This is a genomic window from Jeotgalibacillus malaysiensis, assembly GCF_044789845.1.
GTDB lineage: Bacteria > Bacillota > Bacilli > Bacillales > Jeotgalibacillaceae > Jeotgalibacillus > Jeotgalibacillus malaysiensis_A.
On the sequence record NZ_CP085252.1, the window covers coordinates 3008726 to 3032906 of the forward strand.

21 protein-coding genes are annotated in these 24181 nt (G+C 45.1%); 4 read left to right on the top strand and 17 right to left on the bottom strand.

What is annotated here, in order from left to right; all coding sequences use genetic code 11:
• Nucleotides 1-259 precede the first annotated feature (259 nt).
• The 10 genes from LG330_RS15675 to speE form a co-directional block, all read right to left on the bottom strand.
• On the bottom strand, nucleotides 260-1399 hold the full coding sequence (locus LG330_RS15675; RefSeq protein WP_404405460.1) for a bifunctional cystathionine gamma-lyase/homocysteine desulfhydrase: 1140 nt from the start codon (nucleotides 1397-1399) through the stop codon (nucleotides 260-262).
• A gap of 6 nt (nucleotides 1400-1405) precedes the next feature.
• Nucleotides 1406-2326 carry a PLP-dependent cysteine synthase family protein gene (locus LG330_RS15680; RefSeq protein ID WP_404405462.1) on the bottom strand — a complete coding sequence of 307 codons (921 nt, stop codon included), beginning with the start codon at nucleotides 2324-2326 and terminating at the stop codon, nucleotides 1406-1408.
• Complete coding sequence (locus tag LG330_RS15685; protein WP_404405464.1) at nucleotides 2327-2800, bottom strand: S-ribosylhomocysteine lyase; 474 nt, start codon at nucleotides 2798-2800, stop codon at nucleotides 2327-2329. It lies immediately after the preceding gene.
• Between the two features lie 189 nt (nucleotides 2801-2989).
• A complete protein-coding gene (locus LG330_RS15690) occupies nucleotides 2990-3625 on the bottom strand; it encodes a methyltransferase domain-containing protein (RefSeq protein ID WP_404405467.1) in 636 nt (211 codons plus the stop codon).
• Between the two features lie 208 nt (nucleotides 3626-3833).
• Complete coding sequence (locus LG330_RS15695; RefSeq protein ID WP_404405469.1) at nucleotides 3834-4742, bottom strand: hypothetical protein; 909 nt, start codon at nucleotides 4740-4742, stop codon at nucleotides 3834-3836.
• 86 nt (nucleotides 4743-4828) lie between these two features.
• On the bottom strand, nucleotides 4829-5263 hold the full coding sequence (locus tag LG330_RS15700; protein ID WP_404405471.1) for a hypothetical protein: 435 nt from the start codon (nucleotides 5261-5263) through the stop codon (nucleotides 4829-4831).
• Nucleotides 5264-5406: 143 nt separating this feature from the next.
• Nucleotides 5407-7077, bottom strand: a complete 1671-nt coding sequence (gene argS, locus LG330_RS15705) for an arginine--tRNA ligase (protein ID WP_404405473.1) — start codon at nucleotides 7075-7077, stop codon at nucleotides 5407-5409.
• Nucleotides 7074-7505: a DUF1934 domain-containing protein gene (locus LG330_RS15710; protein ID WP_039811703.1), complete on the bottom strand. Its 432-nt coding sequence runs from the start codon at nucleotides 7503-7505 to the stop codon at nucleotides 7074-7076. Before LG330_RS15710 ends, argS begins: the two co-directional genes overlap by 4 nt.
• 673 nt (nucleotides 7506-8178) lie before the next feature.
• Entirely contained in the window at nucleotides 8179-9051 is an 873-nt protein-coding gene (gene speB, locus LG330_RS15715; protein WP_404405475.1) for an agmatinase, read from the bottom strand.
• 12 nt (nucleotides 9052-9063) lie between these two features.
• Nucleotides 9064-9894, bottom strand: a complete 831-nt coding sequence (speE, locus tag LG330_RS15720; RefSeq protein ID WP_404405477.1) for a polyamine aminopropyltransferase — start codon at nucleotides 9892-9894, stop codon at nucleotides 9064-9066.
• A gap of 658 nt (nucleotides 9895-10552) precedes the next feature.
• Between speE and LG330_RS15725 the strand changes: the two genes are divergently transcribed.
• A complete protein-coding gene (locus LG330_RS15725; RefSeq protein ID WP_404405479.1) occupies nucleotides 10553-12601 on the top strand; it encodes a transglycosylase domain-containing protein in 2049 nt (682 codons plus the stop codon).
• A gap of 162 nt (nucleotides 12602-12763) precedes the next feature.
• Here LG330_RS15725 and LG330_RS15730 read toward each other — a convergent pair whose 3' ends face one another.
• The gene (locus tag LG330_RS15730) at nucleotides 12764-13279 is read right to left on the bottom strand and encodes a YwhD family protein (RefSeq protein ID WP_404405481.1); all 516 of its coding nucleotides are present in this window, start codon (nucleotides 13277-13279) and stop codon (nucleotides 12764-12766) included.
• A gap of 237 nt (nucleotides 13280-13516) precedes the next feature.
• Here LG330_RS15730 and LG330_RS15735 point away from each other — a divergent pair, with 237 nt between their 5' ends.
• Nucleotides 13517-13702 carry a 2-hydroxymuconate tautomerase gene (locus LG330_RS15735; RefSeq protein WP_322420190.1) on the top strand — a complete coding sequence of 62 codons (186 nt, stop codon included), beginning with the start codon at nucleotides 13517-13519 and terminating at the stop codon, nucleotides 13700-13702.
• A gap of 571 nt (nucleotides 13703-14273) precedes the next feature.
• Here the strand turns inward: LG330_RS15735 and LG330_RS15740 are convergent.
• The 5 genes from LG330_RS15740 to LG330_RS15760 form a co-directional block, all read right to left on the bottom strand.
• Nucleotides 14274-16139 carry a fructose-specific PTS transporter subunit EIIC gene (locus LG330_RS15740; RefSeq protein WP_404405484.1) on the bottom strand — a complete coding sequence of 622 codons (1866 nt, stop codon included), beginning with the start codon at nucleotides 16137-16139 and terminating at the stop codon, nucleotides 14274-14276.
• Nucleotides 16136-17056 (bottom strand): 1-phosphofructokinase, encoded by a 921-nt coding sequence (pfkB, locus tag LG330_RS15745; protein WP_404405486.1) that lies wholly within the window; start codon nucleotides 17054-17056, stop codon nucleotides 16136-16138. The genes LG330_RS15740 and pfkB overlap by 4 nt, the downstream gene beginning before the upstream one ends.
• Nucleotides 17053-17808 carry a DeoR/GlpR family DNA-binding transcription regulator gene (locus LG330_RS15750; protein ID WP_404405488.1) on the bottom strand — a complete coding sequence of 252 codons (756 nt, stop codon included), beginning with the start codon at nucleotides 17806-17808 and terminating at the stop codon, nucleotides 17053-17055. Before LG330_RS15750 ends, pfkB begins: the two co-directional genes overlap by 4 nt.
• A 661-nt stretch (nucleotides 17809-18469) precedes the next feature.
• Nucleotides 18470-18970: a YwgA family protein gene (locus LG330_RS15755; RefSeq protein WP_404405490.1), complete on the bottom strand. Its 501-nt coding sequence runs from the start codon at nucleotides 18968-18970 to the stop codon at nucleotides 18470-18472.
• A gap of 15 nt (nucleotides 18971-18985) precedes the next feature.
• Nucleotides 18986-20293 (bottom strand): HD domain-containing protein, encoded by a 1308-nt coding sequence (locus tag LG330_RS15760; protein ID WP_404405492.1) that lies wholly within the window; start codon nucleotides 20291-20293, stop codon nucleotides 18986-18988.
• 549 nt (nucleotides 20294-20842) lie between these two features.
• Between LG330_RS15760 and LG330_RS15765 the strand changes: the two genes are divergently transcribed.
• On the top strand, nucleotides 20843-21541 hold the full coding sequence (locus LG330_RS15765; RefSeq protein WP_404405494.1) for an RsfA family transcriptional regulator: 699 nt from the start codon (nucleotides 20843-20845) through the stop codon (nucleotides 21539-21541).
• A gap of 280 nt (nucleotides 21542-21821) precedes the next feature.
• Here LG330_RS15765 and LG330_RS15770 read toward each other — a convergent pair whose 3' ends face one another.
• The gene (locus LG330_RS15770) at nucleotides 21822-22664 is read right to left on the bottom strand and encodes a biotin/lipoate A/B protein ligase family protein (RefSeq protein WP_404405496.1); all 843 of its coding nucleotides are present in this window, start codon (nucleotides 22662-22664) and stop codon (nucleotides 21822-21824) included.
• 170 nt (nucleotides 22665-22834) lie between these two features.
• Here LG330_RS15770 and LG330_RS15775 point away from each other — a divergent pair, with 170 nt between their 5' ends.
• Entirely contained in the window at nucleotides 22835-23920 is a 1086-nt protein-coding gene (locus LG330_RS15775; protein ID WP_404405498.1) for a Fe(3+) ABC transporter substrate-binding protein, read from the top strand.
• Nucleotides 23921-24181 lie beyond the last annotated feature (261 nt).

The window sequence follows — 24181 nt, forward strand, 5'->3', positions numbered from 1 at the left end:
TACACCCATTCTCTTCATGCCTTTAAGAAACTAACAGATTGCTTCCCAAGTTCATGGCAATTGATGCACGCTGCAGTTGTCGCATTTCCTGATCAGGTTGCAGCGATACGCCCGACGAGTTGCCTCAATCCGTCCAGAAGTTGTCGCAATCCACCCGCCAGGTTGTACCTTTCCCGCTCCAGGTTGCCCCACTCCTGCACTAGCCTGCCATCATCAACCACGAAAAAACCGCTCCCGACAAAGGAGCGGCTCATCTCTATTAATCTTCCAGCGCCTGCTCAAGATCGATCAGCAGGTCTTCAATATCCTCAATACCAACTGAAATTCTTACAAGTCCGTCTGTAATACCAAGCTCTGCGCGGCGCTCTGCAGGAATAGATGCATGGGTCATGCGTGCCGGTACTGAAATCAGACTTTCTACTGCGCCAAGGCTTTCAGCAAGTGTAAAGTATTTCACTTTTTCAAGCACGCGTGCCGCTTTTTCACCACTGCCTACATCAAATGAAATCATACCGCCAAAGCCTCGTGACTGCTTCGCTGCAATTTCGTGGCCGGGGTGTGATTTGATGCCAGGATAGTGAATTGTTGTTACGCCTTCATGGCGCTCAAGGAAAGATACAATTTCTTTAGCATTCACTTCATGCTCTTCCATACGCAGGCCAAGTGTTTTAATACCGCGCATTAACAGCCATGAATCCTGTGGTCCGAGGATCGCGCCTACAGAGTTCTGAACGAAATGTACTTCTTCAGCAAGCTTAGCTGAGTTAACGACAACAAGTCCTGCGACAACGTCACTGTGTCCGCCAAGATATTTTGTTGCGCTGTGTACGACGATATCTGCACCGTGATCGATCGGCGTCTGCCAGTATGGTGTTGTAAATGTATTATCCACAATTGTCAGCAGGCCATGCTCTTTTGCAACGGCTGACACAGCTGCAATATCTGTTACTTTTAAAAGAGGATTTGTCGGTGTTTCAATAAAGACTGCTTTCGTATTTTCCTGAATCGCATTTTTCACATGATCTGGATTGCTTGTATCAACAAAAGTAGAGTCGATGCCAAGACGATTCAGCACTTTTGTCATAACGCGGTACGTTCCACCGTAGACATCATCAGTCAAAATAACGTGTGATCCTGTGTCAAACATCATCATGACTGAACTGATTGCGGCCATTCCAGAACCAAACGCAAATCCTGCGTGACCATTTTCAAGATCCTTGATTAATTCTTCAAGCGCATGACGCGTCGGATTGCCTGTACGGGAGTATTCGTATCCCTGACGAAGTCCGCCTACACCGTCCTGCTTATATGTGCTCACCTGATAAATCGGCGTGGAAACTGCGCCTGTTGCTTCGTCTCCAACAATACCTCCATGTATCAATTTCGTTTTCTGCTTCATATGTGTTTAACCACCTTCATATATATTCTGGCTCAGATATCGTTCACTGCCATCTGCGAATACAGTGACAATATGGCTCCCTTTTGCAGCTGTTTCTGCTTCCTTCAGTGCAGCATGAAACGCTGCACCGGATGAGCTGCCGACAAGTAGGCCTTCTTTTAAAGCCAGTTCTTTTACCCAGTAAAAAGCATCCGTGTCATATACCGTTTGAATCGCATCGAAAAACGCGCGATCCATATAATCAGGGAGAAATTCCATTCCGATCCCTTCTGTTTTATGAGGACCGGATTCCCCACCGTTAATCGTTGAGCCCTCAGGTTCCACGATGACCGTTTTAATCGCAGGGTTCTGATCTTTTAAGTACCGGGCATTCCCCATAAATGTACCACCGGTTCCAGCGCCTGCTACGAAAATATCAATCTTGCCGTCCATGTCGCGCCAGAGCTCAGGCCCCATCGTTTTATAATACGTCTCCGGATTAGCAGGGTTACCGAACTGCGCCGGAGAAAATGAACCAGGCGTCTCACGCACGAGCTCTTCTGCTTTTGCGATCGCACCCTTCATTCCTTCAGCAGTTGGCGTATTCACAACCTCTGCGCCAAGTGCGCGCATGAGCGTCTGCTTTTCCACACTGAATTTCTCAGGTGTCACAAAAACCACCTTGAAGCCGCGTCCGACAGCTGCAAGTGCAACACCGATTCCTGTATTTCCAGCAGTCGGCTCAATAATGGTGCCGCCTTCTTTTAGCTCACCGCGTCCCAGTGCATCTGCAATGAGCTCCATGCCGAGACGGTCTTTCACGCTGCCGCCCGGATTAAAATACTCCAGTTTCGCAAAAATCCGGCATTCGTTTGGAACCGGAATGCCGGAGATTTCTACGACCGGCGTATTGCCGATCAGTTCGTGCACGCTTTTTGCCACGTTCATTTATGCTTCCTCACCAAAAACGTCTTTCCACTCATCGCGCTTTGCAAGCATATCAGCAGCAATTTCCTTTGCACCTTCAAGGCTGTGATTCGCTGCCCATCCGCACTGAACTTCGTTGCACGCCGGTACTTCATCAGCTTTTAACACGTCATTCAGCGTTGCTTCAATGGCATTAAGAATTTCATCGTAGTTATCGTGGTTTAGTACTGCAAGATAGAATCCTGTCTGGCATCCCATTGGACCGATATCAACTACGTTATCCAGGTGGTTACGGATATTTTCAGCCATTAAGTGCTCAATTGAGTGCAGACCATCCATTTTCATATGCTCTTTGTTCGGCTGCTTAAAGCGCATATCATACTTATGAATCTCATCACCGTTCTGTCCTTTTGTCACGCCTACAAGACGTACATAAGGCGCCTTTACTTTCGTATGGTCAAGATTGAAGCTTTCTACATTCATTTTTTTTGTCATGTGAAATCTCTCCTTTGAAAGTGTGATTGTGTTTATCTTAACTGGTCTGGTGATGGGATGTACAGGGATTTCCATTGGTGTTTACATTTTTTAGGTGTCACACCCGGGACGGAGTTGAGTGATTCATTTTTAGAATGATTCTAAAAGTGTCACAGTTAACTCCGTCCCCGCTGTGCTGCACTATATTTACTACTTCTTCACCGCATGAATCAGCCAGACGTATTCATTGAGTCTTTTAAATGATGTTGAAAACCCTGCCTCGTCCAGCAGTTCATTCATCACCGGGATGGTTGTATAGTATTCTCTTTTTAAATCTTCAAGCAGGGTGTGATAGCCCTGCTGCTCAACTTTTTTCCACTGAGCAAGTTTGGCTTCTTCGGTTTCAAAGATTGTGTCCGCAAAAACAATCTGACCAGCTGCTGGCAGTTTGGATGCATAGATCTTAGCTGCTTTTGCTTTTTCCTCATCTGTTAAGTGGTGAAAAGCATAGGTGCTGACGAATGTGTCAGGCTGTCCACTCAATTCGAAGTCCAGGAAGTCTCCATCTGAAATATTCAAAGCAGGAAAACGCTCCTGCGTACGTATGCGCATGGCATTGTTTGGCTCGTAAGCTGTGACGTTAAGACCTTTGACTAAAAGTTTTTCAGTCAAATTGCCAGTGCCGGGTCCGAATTCAATTGTATGTCCAGTGGCTTTGGCTGCTACTTCTTCAAGAATCGTGTCATAGCGCTCGAAAACCGCTGCATATTCTTCATCCTGCCCGCTGACTGATGCATCATAGCTGTCTGCCCATTCATCAAAAATTTCTACAAATTCGCGTCCCATTTCGGGATCACTCCATTCAAAATTTATTATTCTTATCAACATACTCGGAATTAACCTGGACGGTGATTATATTATCAGAAATTGAATGGTTTGTCACGTGTGTAATTTTGTTTGGGAGACTCATCGGGGACGGAGTTAAATGCGCCACTTTTAGAATCATTCTAAAAATGAACCACTCAACTCCGTCCCCACTGTGCCGCTTCATTCATCACTTCACCAAATACTGCGGCGGGTGACAAGCGTTCACAGTAAGGTAACTTTGCCATTCTTTTTTAGACTGCTCCCACTCAACCGGATACTGCCCCCATTCCCATGAAGGGTTCCAGTAGCCTTCTGTCTGCAGCTGTTCTGCGTACCATCTGGCGTTTTCTTCAGCCAGGTCTTCGTATTTTTCGTATAAAGGTGATTGGGTGTTTGTGATTAATTGGAGTGGCTGCAGGCCATACCCATTCCATTCTTCCGGATTTTTAGTGAACTGAACGAGCGTCTTAATTTTATGAATGATCTTTTCTTTCAGCTCTTCATTTGGTGTGAGCTCAGCTAATCTGTAATAGCATTGAATTTCATGCATATCCCATTCAGTAATTTCATTCAGCCGGTTGATCACATCTGTTTCTAACTTTGCTGTGAATGCTGAACCCGCCTGACATCTTTGAAAATAACCAAGGATTTCTGCTGATGGGTTGCCGGGTGTTTTTTCAAAACCGGTTTCTCCCGCTTCATTAACGGTCCACCACGGCGCGCGCGGCACATGATTGACAATCTCCGGTACAATCGGAAACAGCTTTTTCTCCCCGTGATACTGATTCTCAAGATAGTTCAGCGCTTTTACAATCATTGGATGCCGCGCACTGATTGGCAGCTGCATCACATATTGGAGCGCAACGGTTGTGTCAATTACACTCGATTCAACCATTCTACGGTCCGGTTCAATGGCATGACCAAAGCCGCCATCACTGTTCTGATAGGCTTCGAGCGCATGAATGACAGCTCCGTGAGACCCTTCACCCTGTCTGAAAGCATGAAATGCTCTGTCCACTTCTCTTGCATCACGTGATATGTATAAATTAATTGCGATTTTCTGATCTTTTGTCAGGTGTTTGTTTATTATATTCATTTTCTCGCCTCCAGGTATTGTTATTCGTTGCAGACGTGTAAAAATCCTTCATATAAAAAACTCAGGTCAGTGATCGACCTGAGTGATTACTCTGATGGTTTAATTTCAAATGTTTCCTCGTTTTCGCCATCCCATTCGATGAAAACCTCTATTGTATCTTCTGCAGTTACATCAGTAATTTCCGCTGACAAATTTCTTGAATCTTCGAATGTGGGATCATTTAATGTCTGTCTATTGAATTCAAAGGAAGAGCTTGCTTCCCCATCCTCACTCAGGTAGCCCGCTGTAATTTCTCCCGTATCGTCGTCACCCAGCAGGTCTGTTTCCTCTCCCTGGTAAGTGATTGTAAATGCATGTTCGACCATTGACTGGTCACTGTCGTTATTGCCTGAAACCTCAGTCATTTCCAAGGTTGCTTCCCATTGTTCGCCTTCTCCTGAATAAGTGACATCAGCTTCTTCCTCTCCTCCACAGGCTGCTAATAAAAGTGCAGGTGTAATGACTAAACCGAGCCTTCTCATCTTAACATCCTTTCGATAAATAATTGGTATTTATTTTACAATACCCTTTTGGATGGGATTAACACATCTGAGCATATAGAAAATTCGAATTCTTTTTCAAATAAAAAACTGCCTCTATTTAAGAGACAGTTTTAAAAGGTTCATTACATTTGCTCAGGAGCTGCTACACCAATCAGCTTCAGTGCGTTGCTGATTGTCTGGCGTACTGCCTGAATGAGGTTCAGACGTGCTTTTGTCAGCTCAGGTGCTTCTGCATCAAGTACTTTATTCGCATTGTAGAAGCTGTGGAATGCTGAAGCAAGTTCATTGATATAAGTTGCTACGCGGTGCGGTGTACGCATTTGTGCAGCGGTACCGACTACCTGCGGGAATTCCCCAAGCTTTTTCAGCAGGTCGATTTCTTTTTCCGTGCCGATCAGTGATACATCAGCCTGATCTGCAAAACTGAATCCCTGCTCCTCTGCCGAACGCAGGATACTGCAGATACGGGCATGCGCATATTGTGCGTAATACACAGGATTTTCATTGGATTGCGACACGGCAAGATCCAGGTCAAAGTCCATATGTGAATCCCCTGAACGCATCGCGAAGAAATACCGTACTGCGTCAAGTCCCACTTCATCCACAAGCTCACGCATCGTTACGGCTTTACCTGTACGTTTACTCATCTTCATTTTCTCGCCGTCTTTATAAAGCTGAACCATCTGGATGACTTCAACTTCAAGACTGTCCCGTTTATAACCAAGCGCTTCTACAGCCGCTTTCATACGCGGGATGTAGCCGTGGTGATCAGCGCCCCAGATATTGATGACTTTATCAAACCCGCGCTCGAATTTATCACGGTGATAAGCAAGGTCAGGCGTCAGGTACGTGTAAGAACCGTCATTTTTAATCAGAACGCGGTCTTTATCATCACCAAGCTCCGTTGAACGGAACCATGTTGCCCCGTCTTCTTCGTAAATGTGGCCGTTTTCTCTTAACACTTTTAGCGCGTCATCAATTTTACCGCTCTTATAAAGTGATGTTTCAGAGAACCATACGTCAAATGGAACGCGGAATGCTTCCAGGTCGTCCTGCAGCTTTTTCAGCTCAAATTTCAATCCGTATTCACGGAAAAATTCGTAGCGCTCCTCTTCAGATGCATTCACGTATTGATCACCGAATTCTTCGGCAAGCGTATTGGCGATGCCGATAATATCCGCACCGTGATAACCGTCTTCAGGCATTTCTTTTTCCTGACCAAGCGCCTGGAAATAACGTGCCTCAACTGATAATGCAAGGTTGTGGATTTGATTACCGGCATCGTTAATATAGTATTCACGTGTCACATTATAGCCTGCTTTTGCAAGAACGTTAGACAGCGAATCACCAACTGACGCACCGCGCGCATGTCCAAGGTGAAGATCACCGGTCGGATTCGCTGATACAAACTCAACCTGCACTTTTTCACCTGCGCCTGTATCCGTTTCACCGTATGCATCGCCTGCAGTCAGGATTGATGGGATCAGGTCAGTGAGGTACGAGTTGTCCATATAAAAGTTGATGAATCCCGGTCCTGCGATGTCGAGCTCTTTAATAGAAGCTTTTGACTGATCAAAGTTGTCAACGATGTCCTGTGCAATCTGACGCGGCGCCTTTTTTGCAACACGCGCAAGCTGCATCGCCATATTTGTCGAAAAGTCGCCGTTTGCTTTATCTTTAGGTGTTTCCAAAATGACTTCAGACAGCTGCTCTTCAGTTGCGAGCCCTGCTTTTAATACTGCATCTTTGATTTCCTGCTTCAGTTTCTCCTGTACATCTAATGCAATGGTCATTGCACAGCCTCCTTGTAATCAATCGTCATTTTATAAGTGCCAACACTTGAGCCCTGCATTTCAAGACCGTACGTGATTTGAAAACGTCCGTCTTTTTTGCCTGGCGTATGATGTGTGTATGCTTTGGTATTTGTTAAAAGTGAAAGCGTGCCATGCTCACTTTCGTAAGAGCTCATCATTTTATTACCGCGGCTGAAAGCGAGTCGCATTTTAACCGCTCCGCTCCGCAGAATGACAGCACTGTCTTCTTCCATTTTCACAATGGTCCGGACGGTGCCTCCGTTTTGCTCTTCTTCATATTTTAAATAATCAATGTTGTTTTTTTGAATCCATTCCCCTTCAGACTCCAGGGTTAGTTTTTCCTTTGAGCCATCGGGCTGTGTGATCACTGTTGTCAGATGAATGGAGACGGGTGTTGCATTTTCCATCTTGCTCACTCCGTTTCGCTCAATTAATAACTTATCTATTATAAAAGAGGGTGGGTGTAAAATGCAATGGAAGTTGTCGGGGAAATTAATGAATGCTAGTACGCAGTCATTTTTTGATACCGGTTGATCTACGTTTCAGGGGGACGCTTTCCGGACGGAGGTTGCTGAGCCTCCTCGCCTTCGGCTGTGGGGTCTCAGCTTCCCTCTAATCGTCCCGGAGTCGCCCCCTGAAACTCCGCTCAACCTGAAGTAGTTTAAAATTTAAAGGATTTACATTGAACTCCTCTCTCTCAAGTGAGGAAGTGGATATAAAAGAGTAATGTATCTTAGTTTATGAGTGACGTAAATACACATTTGAGGTAGCGGCACACCAGGGTTAAGTGCTGTGAAACGTTGATCGAGTGTTGTAATGCTCAACTTGAACACTCTTCTAATCTAGACCACATGTTAGTTTATAGGACATTATTATTTCACACACAGCGGGTCCTTTCCGTGGCGGGCGAAGACTCCCGCCCCAGAAAGGGACAGGTGAGACCCCGCAAGCGAAGCTGAGGAGGCTCACCGCCCGGGGGCAGGAAAGCGCAGCCCGCCACGGAAAGGTCCAGCGCTTTTGAAAAATACACAAAATAAAAAGAATGGCCCTTATAAAAAAGAGCCATTCTCAATCCATTCGTTATTTCACAAATCCAAGCAGCATTTCGCGCAGCATTTTACTCGCTGTGTTAGCCGTTTGTTCTGAGTGATCATAAACTGGTGCGACTTCAACTAAGTCTGCGCCTACCACATTTACATTTGATCCTGCGATGGCATGGATTGAGGCAAGCAGTTCGCGTGAAGTGATGCCGCCTGCGTCAACTGTGCCGGTGCCTGGTGCGTGGGCCGGATCGAGTACGTCGATATCGATCGTTACGTACACGTTACGACCTGCGAGCGTCGGCAGGATTTCTTTTAGCGGCTCAAGCACTTCAAATTTTGAGATGTGCATGCCGTTTTCTTTTGCCCACTGAAACTCTTCTTTCATGCCTGAACGGATACCGAATGAGTAGACATTTTTCGGGCCGATGTGCTCAGCAATTTTTCGGATCGGCGTTGAGTGTGAAAGCTCTTCGCCTTCATAGTCTGTGCGGAGGTCTGTATGTGCGTCAAAATGAATGATGGCAAGATCATCATATTTTTTCGCAACAGCCTTCATCACGGGCCACGAGACAAGGTGTTCCCCACCCATACCTAGCGGAAACTTGCCGTCTTTTAAAAGAGAATCGATATATTCTTCGATTAAGTCGATGCTTTTATAGGGATTGCCGAATGGCAGCGGGATATCGCCTGCATCGAAGTATTTTACTTCATCAAGGTCACGATCGAGGTACGGACTGTACTCTTCAAGACCGATTGATACCTCACGGATACGGGCAGGACCAAAACGTGAGCCCGGACGGTAGCTGACTGTCCAGTCCATCGGCATGCCGTAAATGACTGCCTGGCTTTCCTCATAATTCGGGTGACTTTTAATAAAAACATTTCCTGAATACTGCTCATCAAATTTCACAGGGGATGCCTCCTATTCAGTTAAGTCTTTCACGAATTTCGGCAGCGCAAATGCTGCGTTGTGAAGCTCTTTCGTGTAGTACTTTGTATCAATTTCATGGAATCTTTCTTCCGCTACTTTTAATGGATCATGCTTTTTAGATCCAAGTGTAAATGCCCACAGACCGCTTGGGTACGTTGGGATATTTGCTGTGTAAAGGCGCGTGATCGGGAAAATTTCTTTTACATCACTCATGACCTGCTTGATCAGGTCAGATTTAAACCATGGGTTATCTGACTGGGCAACGAAAATACCGTCTTCTTTCAGCGCTTTTGAAATGCCTGAATAGAAGCCTTTTGTAAACAGGTTAACAGCCGGACCTACAGGCTCAGTTGAATCAACCATGATTACATCATACTCGTTTTCGCTTTCAGCAATATGCATGAAACCGTCTCCAACAATTACTTCCACGCGCTCATTTTCAAGGTCTCCTGCAATTTCAGGAAGATATTTCTTTGAGTATTCGATTACTTTTCCGTCGATTTCAACAAGTGTTGCTTTTTTAACAGATGGGTGCTTTAGTACTTCACGGATTACGCCACCGTCTCCGCCGCCTACAACAAGTACGTTTTCAGGATTTGGGTGTGTGAACAGTGGTACGTGTGCGACCATTTCGTGATATACGAATTCGTCTTTTTGCGATGTCATGACCATGCCGTCAAGGAACAGCATGTTGCCCCATTCTTCTGTTTCAGCCATGTCGAGCTGTTGGAAGTCTGTTTTTTCTGAGTGTAGTGTTTGTTTGATTTTCATTGTGATGCCAAAGTTTTCTGTTTGTTTTTCTGTGAACCAGAATCCGCCCATTTTGCATTTCTCCTTTTTAAATGAAATTGACTGAACCGCAATTTTTCTCCATGGAGGGCTGCGCTTTCCGCGGCCGCGCGGTGAGCCTCCTCGGCTTCGCCTGCGGGGTCTCACCTGTCGCTTCTATGCCGCAGGAGTCTCCGCCCTCCACTCCGAACAATTGCTATATCAGGTTTAACACCGTAAATATCTTTTATAAACAGAACAATCACTGTAGATCACATCATGATTGAACACAAAATCTATCCATACTAAATGTGTTTTCCACGCTGGGTTAAAAGAAAACACACATGAGGAAAAGTATAAACTTTTTTGGGGAGAATTCAAGATGTTTTTTGGATTGTTTTTGGGTGGTTGTATGAATTTTTTGATGCGAGTGTTTCTTTTTATAGGGTTGGGTAACTGGCTTTTGGTTTGTTAAGGGCATGAAGAGGTTGTGGGGGGCAACTATATTTGAGTAAACGACATCCTGGAGGGTAATTGCTACAAGTTCCCGGGTGTATCGCTACATCTTGAGTGCGGATTTGTGCATCTCAGAACGGAAATGCTCCATACTCAGCCAAAATAGATACATCTGCTAAAATCCAGCCTTCAGCTTTATAGATTAAATCCATCAAACTTTGCACATACTAATTTAAAAAAACAGGAGGCGGGGGCGTTGGGACGTGTTTCTCGGAGAAAACAGAGGAAGCGGGTAAGGATTTTGCAGCTTGCTCTGTTCAGTATGATTTCGTTCGTATTTTTATGGGGTGCTTCAGTTACTGTGCTGTATTTTTACGCTAAGACGACCGGTCCCCCTTCTATTGCCGTTACGCAATCAACGCTGCTTTTTGATGGGAAGGATCAGCTGATTGGGGAGCGGTCAGCGGGTGAAAAGCGTTACTGGAAGTCACTTGAAGAGATTTCCCCTTTTGCGGTGAATGCTGTGATTGCGGTTGAAGACCGTAAATTTTATGATCATAAAGGCTTTGATTTTAAAAGAATTGCAGGTGCTGTTGTAGCTGATATCCAGGCAATGGCAAAAGTGCAGGGTGCAAGTACGATTTCACAGCAGTACGCGCGAAACCTGTATTTAACGCATGATAAAACATGGGCGAGAAAGTTAAATGAAGCTTTATATACGATCCGGCTGGAATGGAATTATGAGAAGGAAGATATTCTTGAAGGTTATTTAAATACGATTTATTACGGACATGGGCGTTACGGTATTGAAGCGGCCAGTCAGTATTATTTCGGCGTTTCCTCTGAGGATCTGACGCTTGCACAGGCTGCTATGCTTGCAGGAATTCCAAAGTCTCCGTCCGGTTATTCTCCGGTCGATTATTTTGATGATGCGAAGGAACGACAGGAGCTTGTGTTGTCTGAAATGCTTGAGAACGGTGATATTACTGAAGCTCAGGCTGAAGAAGCGCTAAAAGAGAAGGTCCATGTAACAGCAACTCCACCTTCAGAGTCACTTGGCGCTGCCCCATTTTTTCAGGAGGCAGTGTGGAAGGAGCTTGAGTCGATTGATCTTGAGCCCTACTATTTAAAATATGGCGGGCTTAAAATTTATACGACGCTTGATACTGACCTCCAGAAAATTGCCGATGAGGTTGTAAAAGAAAATATGCCTGCCACTGAACTCGAAGTCGCATTTTCAGCAATCGATCCTGATAGCGGTGAAGTCAAAGCAATGACTGGCGGAAGGGATTTTGAGAAGAGTCCATTTAACCGGGTCACCCAGGCACTCAGACAGCCCGGGTCTACAATGAAACCGATTCTTTATACGGCTGCGCTTGAAAAAGGGTTCACCCCAGCTACAACGATGCGCAGCGAGCCGACTACATTTACCTATGATGAAGGCAGAAGTGAGTATGCACCGCAAAATTTCAACCAGAAGTATGCGAATGATGCGATTACACTTGCTCAGGCAATTGCCATTTCAGATAATATTTACGCTGTAAAAGCGCATGAGTTTCTCGGTAGCAATGTGTTAAAAAGTCAGGCAAAGGAGTTCGGTTTGAGTACACCGGTTGAAGAGGTCCCTTCTGCTGCACTCGGCACGTCTGAAGCTGTCCCGCTCGAGCTGTTTAATGCTTACTCCGTTTTTGCAAATGGCGGGAAGATAGTAAAGCCTGTGCTGATCAGAAAGATTGAAGCGCCTGATGGTGAAGTCATTTATGAGACAAAAAAGAATGCAAAGCGGATTATTGATGAACAGCAGGCGTTTGTCATGACGCATATGCTGACAGGAACGTTTGATCCGGCTCTGAATGATTATTCCACTGTAACAGGGATTACGCTTTTAGATGAAAAGACGCGTGAATACGCTGCGAAATCAGGTACAACTGACACAGACCAGTGGATGATCGGCTTTTCACCGGCGCTCACTGCAGGCGTCTGGACAGGCTATGACGATGCGCGGACGCTGACACTGACTGAAGATAAGCAGGCTGCGAAATGGATCTGGCTGCGATTTATGGAGCGGGCTCATGCAGATAAGCCGGAGGAGTTTTTTGTCCCTCCGCCTGGCGTGACTGCCGTTCAGATGGATCCGCATACAGGCCTTCTAGCAGGAGAATCTTGCGGAAAGCGCACTGCCTATTTTGTGGAAGCAACAGCACCTTTAGAGGATTGTGATGGAAATGTTGCGCCACCACCAGGAGAACCGGTCAATGGTCATACAGAAGATGAAAACTGGTTTGAAAAATGGTTTATGGAATAGACGCAAATTGCATGCAAAAAGACCCGAGGTGTGCGGCCTCGGGTCTTTTCGTGTCCTAGCTACATATTCAATGCAACTGTAAAATAATTTTACTCTCTTTATTCGCCTCTAGCAATAATCAGTGACAGTTTTCTACAATCCGTCACAATTTGTTCACGAATGTCATTTTTCTGTTGACAGCAGCGCCTCATGAAGCTCCGGCTCTGACGCCTCCCAAAATGCTTCATTATGAGCTTTCAGGAAATCTGCCAGTACTTTTTTAGAGGTGTCGTCCATGTGATCAACGATGATTTTACGCTTCATTGATTTATCCATCAGGTTCACATGATCTGCGAGAAGTTTATAACCTCTTCTCTTCTCTACATTCACAACCATTTCACATGCCGTCACACCCGCATAATAAGGTCCTTCAGGTTTACGGTCAATCGTCACCCAGACGAGCCAGTAATCCTTGCCGCCTGCTGAATCTTCACGGTTTGTTGTAAATTTAATTCGCTTTTCCACTTTGGATCTCGCGTGCATCGCGCCGATATCCACTTCTGCTTCCCGCTCTGCAACATCAACAATGACTGGTGATACATTATCAAGGCTAAGTGAGCCGACACCGAATCCGCCGTGGCCGTCTGTCGGGTCGTTTTTGATGATATTGAAACCGATGTTTTTCTTTTTGTCTGACATGTATGTTCGCTCCTTTACGTGTAACTTTTCTAACAACGGCTGTTGATTTCCACTTTCGCTCCAATCACAGCTATGCAGGTATTTTTAAAAGTGTTCCTAACCAAAACCAGCAAGTCAATCTTTACTTTATGTAAAAGTGTAAAAAATCATATACAATAAATGTGCGTTATCGTAGTTAATTGTATCATATGAGATCAATTGAAGACGATGAATACACTTTGGAAGGGGTTCTGAGATATGCCGATCGTTACAGTAAAAATGATTGAAGGTCGCAGTGATGACCAGAAAAGAGCACTTGTTGAAAAGGTGACAGATGCAGTCGTTGAGACAACTGGTGCAACGCCGGATAAGGTTTCAATTATTATCGAAGAAATGAAGAAGACGGATTATGGTGTTGGCGGCGTTAGAGTAAGTGATCAATAAGAAAAGCGGAAGCGCCTTGTTCAGACCCGACAAGCATAAGGCGACCTGAGAAACGGGTGGTTTTCCCCGTTTTCTCAGGTTGACTTATGACTCGAGGGTCTAGGCGCCTGGAGCTGGACAAAGAAAAGCGGAAGCGCCTTGTTCAGACCCGACAAGCATAAGGCGACCTGAGAAACGGGTGGTTTTCCCCGTTTTCTCAGGTTGACTTATGACTCGAGGGTCTAGGCGCTGGAGCTGGACAAAGAAAAGCGGAAGGCGCTTGTTCAGCTCCGACAAGCTTAAGACGCGGAGCAGAAAACGGGTGGTCTTTCCCGTTTACTGATGCGTGGCTTATGACTCGAGGGTCTGCCTGCTGGAACTGGACAATAAGAACAGAAAAAACTTCCTCAGGCTCTGCCTGCAGGAAGTTTTTTGGTGCTTTCACGCATAGGTCAAATGATACGAAGCCTCGAAGTTAGTTCATAAAGTGGCGAACCACCAATATTTAGTGGCGAACATTATACTTCTTCCACCGAACACTGGTAGTTCAACGTCGAACAAAACACATTCAACGCCGAACCGCACACGCCACTTACGCCACAACCGGCTTTTTCAAAAACCCAACCGTCAGCGCAGTCACAACTGTACCCGCAACAATCGCAATCGCGTACAGCAAAATGTTAATCACTGCCCCTTCAAGCGTTGGGAATACGAAGATCCCGCCGTGCGGTGCGCGCAGTGCAAGGTCAAACCATAGCGTCAGACCCCCTGCGACTGCTGAGCCGGCAACTGCTGAAGGAATCACGCGCAGCGGATCGGCTGCTGCGAACGGGATCGCACCTTCTGTGATAAAGAATGCACCAAGGAAATATGCTGAAACCCCTGTTTTACGCTCCTGCTCATTGAACTTTTTACGGAAAAGTGTTGTTGCAAGTGCCATTCCAAGCGGCGGCACCATACCACCGGCCATAACAGCTGCCTGAGGTCCGAACTGACCGTCAGCTGCTACTGCAAGTGCGAACGCATAAGCGGCTTTGTTAATCGGACCACCCATATCAATCGCCATCATACCGCCAAGCAATAATCCTAATAGCGCAAGGTTTCCTGTTCCAAGACCACCTAACCAGTCAATGACGCCCTGATTAATCGCGCTAAGTGGTTGAACTGCCCAATACATGATTAACCCTGTAATCAGTATCCCAAAGAATGGATAAATCAAAACCGGTTTCAACCCATTAAACACTTGTGGCAAGTTTGCAAAGACACGTTTCAATCCAAGTACTAAGTAACCGGCAAGGAAACCGGCGATAATTCCTCCAAGAAAACCTGCATTCCCTGTAGCAACCATCAAACCACCGACCATACCAGGTGCAAAGCCGGGACGATCAGCAATACTCATCGCAATGAACCCTGCCAGTACAGGAATGATTAAAGCAAATGCGTTTGCGCCACCAATATAACTTAAGATATCACCAAGTGCTGAACGCTCACCTGTGATTTGATCTTCAAACATAAAGGATAGTGCAATCAGGATCCCTCCACCTACGATAAACGGAAGCATATTGGATACACCGTTCATCAGGTGTTTGTATACGCCTGAACGTCCTTTTGCCTGACCCTCTTCTTTCTTTTCACCCGATCCACCGCTGCCCTGGTACACAGGTGCATCCTGTTTAATCGCGCGGTTGATCAGTGTTTCAGTCTTACGGATACCGTCTGTTACAGGTACTTCAATGACTCGCTTCCCTTTAAAACGTTCCATTTCAACCTTTGTATCAGCTGCCACGATAATCGCTACAGCATTTTCAATTTCTTCAGCAGTCAGCACGTTTTTCGCACCGTCTGAACCGTTCGTTTCGACTTTGATCGGCACATTCATTTCTTTCGCTTTATTTTTCAGCGCATCTGCTGCCATATATGTGTGCGCGATACCTGTCGGACATCCTGTTACTGCTAAAATCTGCCCCTGCACTTCTCCAGTCGTTTGCTCTTCTTCTGCTTCCTCTTCTTCAAAGCTCGAGATCAGCGCAATGACGTCATCAGGCGTTTTTGCATCAAGCAGTCCCTGTTTCACTTCATCTTTTAAAAGTAGTACTGACAAACGGCTCAGCGCCTGTAAATGTGTGTCATTTGCGCCTTCAGTTGCTGCTATCATAAATACGAGATGTGCCGGCTGGCCGTCGAGCGATTCGTAATCAAGTCCTTCTACTGAGCGTCCGAATGCAATGGCAGGCTCTTTTACTGCCTTTGTCTTTGCATGCGGAATCGCAATGCCTTCTCCAATACCAGTTGTCGTCTGGTCCTCACGTGCCTGGATTGCTTCGCGGTATGCTTTCGCATCAGCAAGCTTTCCTGCACGATCTAACAGGCTGACCATTTCATCAATCGTGCCCTGCTTTTCTGTTGACTTCAGCTCCAGATTAATTGTGCTTTTTGTGAGTAAATCCGTAATCTTCATTTTACTAACCCCCTTATTTGTACCATTGGCAAGTAGTGATCAATTTGTTCTTTTACAGCAAGACCTTCTGAAAATGCGGTTGCTGCGCCGCATGCCATACTGAGTGCAAATGTATCTTCTATTGAATAACCTTTTTCAACACCTGCAAGGAACCCTGCTACAGATGAGTCGCCTGCCCCTACACTGTTAATCAGCTCACCTTTTGGCGGCGTTGCAATGTAAGTTTCATCACCTGCAAATAATACTGCTCCATGTTCGGCCATCGATACCATTAGGTAGTCAATGCTGTGTTCATTGTAAAATTGCCTGCCATATGTCACTGCATCTTCCACCGTTTTAATCTCACGGCCAATATAGCCGCCGAGTTCTTTATGATTCGGCTTAATTAGTGCGAGTGGCGTATCGAGCGCCGGTTCAAGCAGTGATTTTTCAGAATCAATGACAACCTGCATATCATTTTTGTGAGCTGCCGCTGCAAGTTTTCCATATAAATCCCGCTCCACGCTTGAAGGGATACTTCCTGCAAGCACAAGCGTATCGCCTTTTCCGTAACGGCTGACCAGCTCAACTAGTTCATCCACTTTTTCAGATGAAATCAAAGGCCCGGCTGCATTAATTTCCGTTTCTTCATCCGTTTTGAGTTTGATATTGATACGCGAAGGATCTTCCACGTGGATGAAATCAGCTTTTATCTGTTTTTCAGAAAGCGTATCTTCAATGAACCTTCCGCTGAAACCGCCGGTAAATCCTGTTGCCGTACTCTGAACACCCAGCTCTTTTAGCACCTGCGAAACGTTAATGCCTTTTCCACCTGCATAAAATGCCGTCTGATCCGTTCTATTTAGATGTCCCTCGTTGAATTGTTCAACGCGGACTACGTAATCCACTGAAGGATTGAGTGTCACTGTTAGAATCATGCTTTCACCTCTTTTACACTGGTCTGGTTTTTATAAAGTGCTAAGTTTTCCTCAAAAGTCTCTGTAATGAGCACCGCTTCACTTAACTCGCCAAACCTTGCAAATGCAATTTCACCGATTTTTTCTGAATCCGCCAGCACAAAAGCTTCCCGCGAAAGACTGATCGCCGCTGCTTTCACCTGGGCTTCCTCAGGGTCAGGCGTGGTGTAACCCGACTCGTAATGGACGCCGTTCGTTCCCATAAACGCTTTATCAAACCTGTAGCCGTTCAGCGAATCAATCGCTCCCCTTCCGATCAGTGCATTCGTCTTCGGCTTCACCGCACCACCTGTCAGATAAGTACGAATTCCTTTTTTCATTAAAGCCTCAATGTGCATCAGACCATTCGTGACAACGATGATGTCTCCGTCAGGCAAATAAGGAACCATGTGATTTGTCGTCGAGCCTGCATCAATAAAAATACAGTCACCTTCTTCCACAAATGCTGCCGCTTCCTGAGCGATTAGCTGCTTTTGATAAAGGTTTTTGACTGATTTCTCTTCCATACCCGGCTCATCCATTTTCCGTTCCATTCTTCTGGCCCCGCCATGAATCCTTTTAATGAACTTCTTTTTCTCAAGCTCCGTTAAGTCACGCCTGATTGTAGATTCTGAAGCACCGGTGATCTCGATAAGCTCCTGAATTTTCACTGTTTCAAAGGACTTCAGCTTATCTAGAATGATGGAATAACGCTCTTCGGTCAGCATTTCCATTCTCCTTCTCGTGTTGTTTATAATTTCATTATAAAGAGAACGCTTACATAAATCAATCATTTTCTTTCAAAAACATTCAAAAACGTTCAAAAAAATATAAATTAGTGTTCTATACAGGTTTATTTCCGCTTCAGGGGGACGCTTTCCTTTGCCGGGCGGTGAGCCAGCAGGCTTCGCCATGCTCTGTCTCACACGTCCCTTCCTGCCACAGGAGTCACCCCCTTACGCTCCAATAAACCTGAGTGGTCATTATGTTTTGTAATTACAAATCATATTTCTATCTGAAAGAGGCAGGTCAAATTACACAATTTCAGTAAACACATATAAAATTTCCTGAACCGCCGTGGTAATCTCCTGAACACCATGTGTAATTTCATGAAAATACAATATAATCTCCGGGACACCACCGGTAATTTCCGGAACCACCATCTGACATGACAGATCAGCACAAAACAAAAACCCCTCCATCATTGGAGAGGTTCAAAGTAAACAAAGAATCTTATAAATAAAAATTTTTTTATACCATCTAGCGGTTGATCGTAGTGGAGGACGGAGACTCCCGCCCCAGGAAGGGATAGGTGAGACCGAGCATGGCGAAGCCTGCGGGCTCAGCGCCCGGGGGCAGGAAAGCGCAGTCCTCCACGGAGATCAATCGCGGCTATTAAGATAATGTCTTCAAATGTGCTATGTAAGCCAAGGCTTCCTGACATTCTTCATCTGTATAGTTCTGTTTTTCTTTCACTTTTCTTACCTTCTCAATACACTCCTGCTCTTCCAGTGAATCAAAGTAAAGAATCGTTGAGACAAGTTCTAAAAATCTGGAGGATTGCTGGTTGAGGTCTGTTAGAAACGGCTTCAGTTCAGCTGATGGCAGTTCCTGTGATGCGAGAAAGTCTCTTCCTTCATCCGTGATTTCGTAGCGGTACTGGTAATAGCCACTTTTTTTCTCGTTATACTCTTTTAAAAAGCCCATATTACACAGCTCTTCCACTCTTAGCGTCAATTCTTCCGAGTAAGGTCCGAAGAAGTGGAACTGATATTTTTCGTGAAATGCATAATCGTGCTTTTTGGCGATAAAAATGATCTTCTGCAGCTTCTTTCTGCCGACAATTTCATCTACTGCTGAAAATGCCTGCATGAGCCGGGCGTGATCCTTCATCATTGACTTTCTCCCCTTTTAGCGTTCTGTTACCCCGAGGATGTCGAGGATTTTCTGTTTTGTATCTTTATGAGATGAATCATCCATCAGGCAATCTTTTGGATAATACAATTTATGGTCTGTTCTTCTTTTCCCTGAAATTGCGTCTACAATCTCAGATTGACGTGAAAGTTCTCTAATTTCACCGCCGGGCATTAATAAATGGATCGGAACTCTTTCCTCTTCTTCTCCAGGCCGGTAGAAATCATACGGCAGATCTGAAGACGAGTCAACCACCAGATAATAGTCCGGATCGAGCTCAGCCTCTTTAAACAGCTGTTCAAGCTGATTCAATTTTTTATATTCCTTCGATGGATCGAATTCGACATATTTAAACAGCCTGCGCTGCATAAAACGGTCACACAGATCTCTTAAAATCGGATCCTTTTCATCTTCCCACATTTGAAAATAGTAAGTGACAACGGACTCATCAAGATTCAGGTAATCTTTCAGCGTAACGTTACCTGTGAACATTGACTTAAAGTGTCTTGGCTCATAAGCGAATTCATACCCTTCGGCGCTTAATTCTTTTGCACGGTGAAGGATTTTCGTCAAAATGACTTCCGAGCTTCGCGTAACCGGATGGAAGTACACCTGCCAGTACATCTGATAGCGGCTCATAATATAGTCTTCCACAGCGTGCATCCCGCTCGATTTAATGACAACCTGATCATCCACAGGTCTTAACACACGAAGGATTCTTTCCATATCAAAATGCCCGTAGCTGACGCCTGTAAAATAAGCATCACGCTGAAGATAATCCATACGGTCAGCGTCAATCTGACTTGAGATCAGGCTGATGACCTGTTTGTTGTCATAGGTTTTTGCAATGACATCTGCCACTTTCTGAGGAAAGTCAGATGAGACTTTCGATAATACCTGATTTACTTGGGTATTGCCTAAAATAATTTCCTGTGTGAAATCTTCATGATCGAGATCAAACACTTTTTCAAACGAATGTGAAAACGGACCGTGCCCCAGATCATGCAGCAGAGCAGCACACAGGCATAACAGCCGCTCGCTGTGATCCCACTCAGGTCTCGAAGTAAAAACGTCATCCACGATCCGGCGGATAATTTCATATACACCGAGCGAGTGATTGAAACGGCTGTGCTCTGCACCATGAAAAGTCAGATAGGTCGTCCCGAGCTGGCGGATTCTTCTCAGACGCTGGAACTCACGCGTTCCGACAAGGTCCCAGATCACCTGGTCCCGAACGTGGATATAGCGGTGGACCGGGTCTTTGAATACTTTTTCCTCAGCCAGTTTTTGCTGCGCATATGTCATGTGTGTCCCTCATCTCTTTCGTTATTTCTTATTATAACGGGTTATTTTTTTACTTCACGACTTGACAAATTTCAAGGTTTTTCAAATGCCGGCGTCTCAGTTTTTGAGACGGGAAATTTTTTTAGAGAATGAAAACTTTTATAATCGCTGGCCCTTTCCATGTAGGACTGCGCTTTCCTGCCCCCGGGCGGTGAGCCCCTGAATGCTTCGCATCCAAGGTCTCACCTGTCCCTTTCTGGGGCGGGAGTCTCCGTCCTCCATTCCAAGGACCAGCTGAGTATATGATCTAAATTTACTTGATCTCAATTAATTAAAACATCAACAACCATATATCCTCTTTTCATAAGTAAACCAGCCATCAGCTTTATCCAAAACGGCTTTTAAATATGTATGTGCTCAAATGGATTCGTTCGCTACCTGTAATTGTAACTGACATGAAGTCACAGTTTCAATTTTGTAAGGTGGAATCTTTTTTAAAGCGGGATGTATAAAACTTTTACACTGGGGAGAAAATGGTAGCAGAAAGATTCAAAGATTGGAGTGACGAGGATGAAAAACCGTCAGGATGCATGGATGGAAGAGGATGATTTGTTGCTTGCAGACACTGTGCTGCGGCATGTAAGGGAAGGGAGTACGCAGTTAAATGCATTTGAGGAGGCCGGAGATAAGCTGGACCGGACTTCAGCTGCATGCGGGTTCAGGTGGAATGCGGTTGTTCGCAGTCAGTTTGAACACGCTTTAACTCTCGCAAAAAAGCAGCGGAAACAGAGGAATCGCCTATTAGGTAAGGATCATTCTGGTAAAAAGAAAGTATTATATCAGCCAGATTTTTCTGTTCCGGAAGGCTTTGAAATAGAAGAACCTGTTTCGCTGAATGAGGAAATTGCTGAGGAGCATGCTGAATCGGCACCTGCCTTCGCACAGCCTGCCCCTCAGCCGGAAAAGCGCGTATCAGAATTATCGCTGAGCGCTGTCATCGCCTATCTTCAGCAGCTGGACCGCACCGGCTCTCTGCAGGTTTCTGACAGGCTCTCATCAGAAGTGAAAGTCTGGCAGGAAAAGTGCCGCTCTCTTGAAAAGAAAGTACAGTTTTTAGAAGAACGAGAGTCTGCCATGAAAGAGGATTACGATACCTTGATGCAGATCATGAACCGCGCGAGAAAGCTTGTGCTGTTCAATGAGCAGGAGCATGCGAATACATTTAAGATGGACCGGAACGGGAATTTGGAGAAGGTTGCTGAGCACTGATACAACAGCGCACCACCAGTTCAATTACTTTAATTGGTGATAGATAAAAATTAAATGATGATTCAAATGTGGACAGTGGTGATCCAATTAGCTTACTTTCAAGGTATCGCTGATGCAATTAGTTGTCCCGCTGATTCAATAAAGAGTTTAGATGAATCAATTATCATTAGCCCCTATTCAATTATAGAAATATACCGGTACGGGCGCTTTGACCAATCGAGATAAGCTAAACATAAAAAGCGAAAGACCTTCACATCCCCCGGTCTTTCGCTCATCTTTTTTATCGCCCCAGCACACTCTCATTCCGCTTTACAACCCGGTCATAATAAGCTGCATACAAATCAAGCTCTTCACCATTCAATGAACCGGCAACCAGTTCGCCGCTGACTGACTTCAGTGCGTTTAAAAAGCGGAGCATGCCATCCTGAACCGTCAATTCAACGCCGAACAACTCTGATAAAGATGCCATGTCTTGCGGGTGAATGTCGGGATAGCTGAATTTTGTTTCTTCTCCCTGAATCGCACATTCATAGAAACGACGCACAAGTTCTGCACGCTCAGCGCCGCTGCCATTCATACACAAATAGATCTGAACGGCAATCCCGCCGCGCAGGCGTCTTTGTGAAATACCGGCAAATTTTCTGCCATTTATACTTAAGTCATAGCTCCCCGGGCAGTACGAGTGAACAATCTCATATGCCTCAATGTCCTGACCGAAATCAGCAAACATTTCTTTTACCAGGGCATGCATTGCGTCATAGCCGCTATTTATATCAATTCCTTTATCTGCTTCAGAAAATACGAGTGAGATGTTTAACACGCCATCATCAAGCACGACCGCCAGTCCACCTGAATTCCGGACAATGTAGCGCCACCCTTCTTCTTCAAGGAGTCTTAATCCTTCTTCTAAATGTGGTGTGCGGGCATCCTGCGTGCCGAGTACGATTGTACGGTGGTGCACCCATGAGCGTGCAGTGGCCGGTGCTTCCCCGCTTCCGGATGATGCACATAGTGTATCGTCCATTGCAAATGATTGCAGCGCTTCAAATGAAGGCCCGAGACTCGACTGGTCAATCACTCTCCACACAGGCTGTTTTAAAAGCGTTAAACCCTGATCTTCCATACGTTCTGATTCTCCTCTTTATCAAACTGAGAAAATTATATCACAGATACTCGGGAGAAAACGTTCACACTAATTTTCAAATAGCTATTGACTTGAGAATGATTATCATTATAATTTAGAGTGTGCTGATAATCATTTTCAATTAAATCTACATAAGAGGAGTGTACATCATGAAAAAAGCATGGTATTTATTTGGCTTAGCTCTGATCCTTGCAATCTTAACAGCTTGCGGAAATTCAGGTGAAGAGGAAACAACAGAAGAAAACGGTTCTACAGACGATTCTGCAGCAACTGAGGAATCAGGCGGAGAAGTTAATCTTTATACTGGCCGTCATTATGAGACAGACCAGTCGCTTTATGATCAATTTACTGAAGAAACGGGCATTGAAGTTAATGTCATTCAGGGTAAAGATGATGAGTTGATTGCACGTCTTGAGCGTGAAGGTGTGGCATCAGGAGCTGATGTATTTATGACAGCTGATGCAGGACGCCTGCACCGTGCGAAAGATCTTGAACTGCTTCAGTCAATTGAAAGTGATACATTAAATGAAAATATTCCGGAAAACCTTCGCGACACTGAAAATCAGTGGTTCGGGTTAACAAAGCGTGCACGTGTATTCGTATACGATCCGGAAAAGGTTGACGCTGAAGAAATCCAGACGTATGAATCACTAACTGAAGAAGACATGGCAGGCCGCGTGCTGATCCGTTCTTCTGAAAACATCTATAATCAGTCATTAGTAGCATCTTTCATCTCACTTAACGGTGAAGAAGAAGCAAAAGCATGGTCACAGGGAATTGTAGACAACATGGCTCGTAATCCTGAAGGTGGAGACCGCGACCAGGCTAAAGGCGTTGCAGCCGGTGAAGGTGATGTAGCTGTGATGAACACTTACTACCTTGGTCAAATGCTGAATTCTGAAGATGAAGAAGAAGTTAAAGTAGCTGAAGGTCTTGAGATTGTATTCCCTAACCAGGATACAACTGGAACACACGTAAACATCAGTGGTGCCGGCGTGACTGCAAGCAGCAAGAACACTGAAAACGCTCAGAAGTTCATTGAGTTCCTTTCTTCTGAAGCTGCACAAAAAGAATTCTCAGAAGCAAACTATGAATACCCTGCAAACGAAAGCGTTGAAGCTTCAGAGCTTCTTCAAAGCTGGGGCGAGTTCAAAGCACAGGATATCAACCTGACTGAGCTTGGTGAAAACAATGCCCGTGCCCTTCAGATTATGAATGAAGTTGGCTGGAAATAAGATGATCTAAGCTGTGTCGCCTGTTTTTAGGTGATGCAGCTTTTTTATATCACCTTTTGTGAGATATCTATCACCTTTTTGCTTATTTAACTCACCTTTTTGTGTTTTCAGCTCCTGCAGCCTGATAACGTGATTATTACCTCATCTCGGTAGATTTATCTATCACCTCCACACTTTTATCGATCACCTTTTCATTTTTTCGCCACCCCCTGCCCGATCACCCAGAATTTGTCTAAAATTTGACACAGCATACACTCTTTA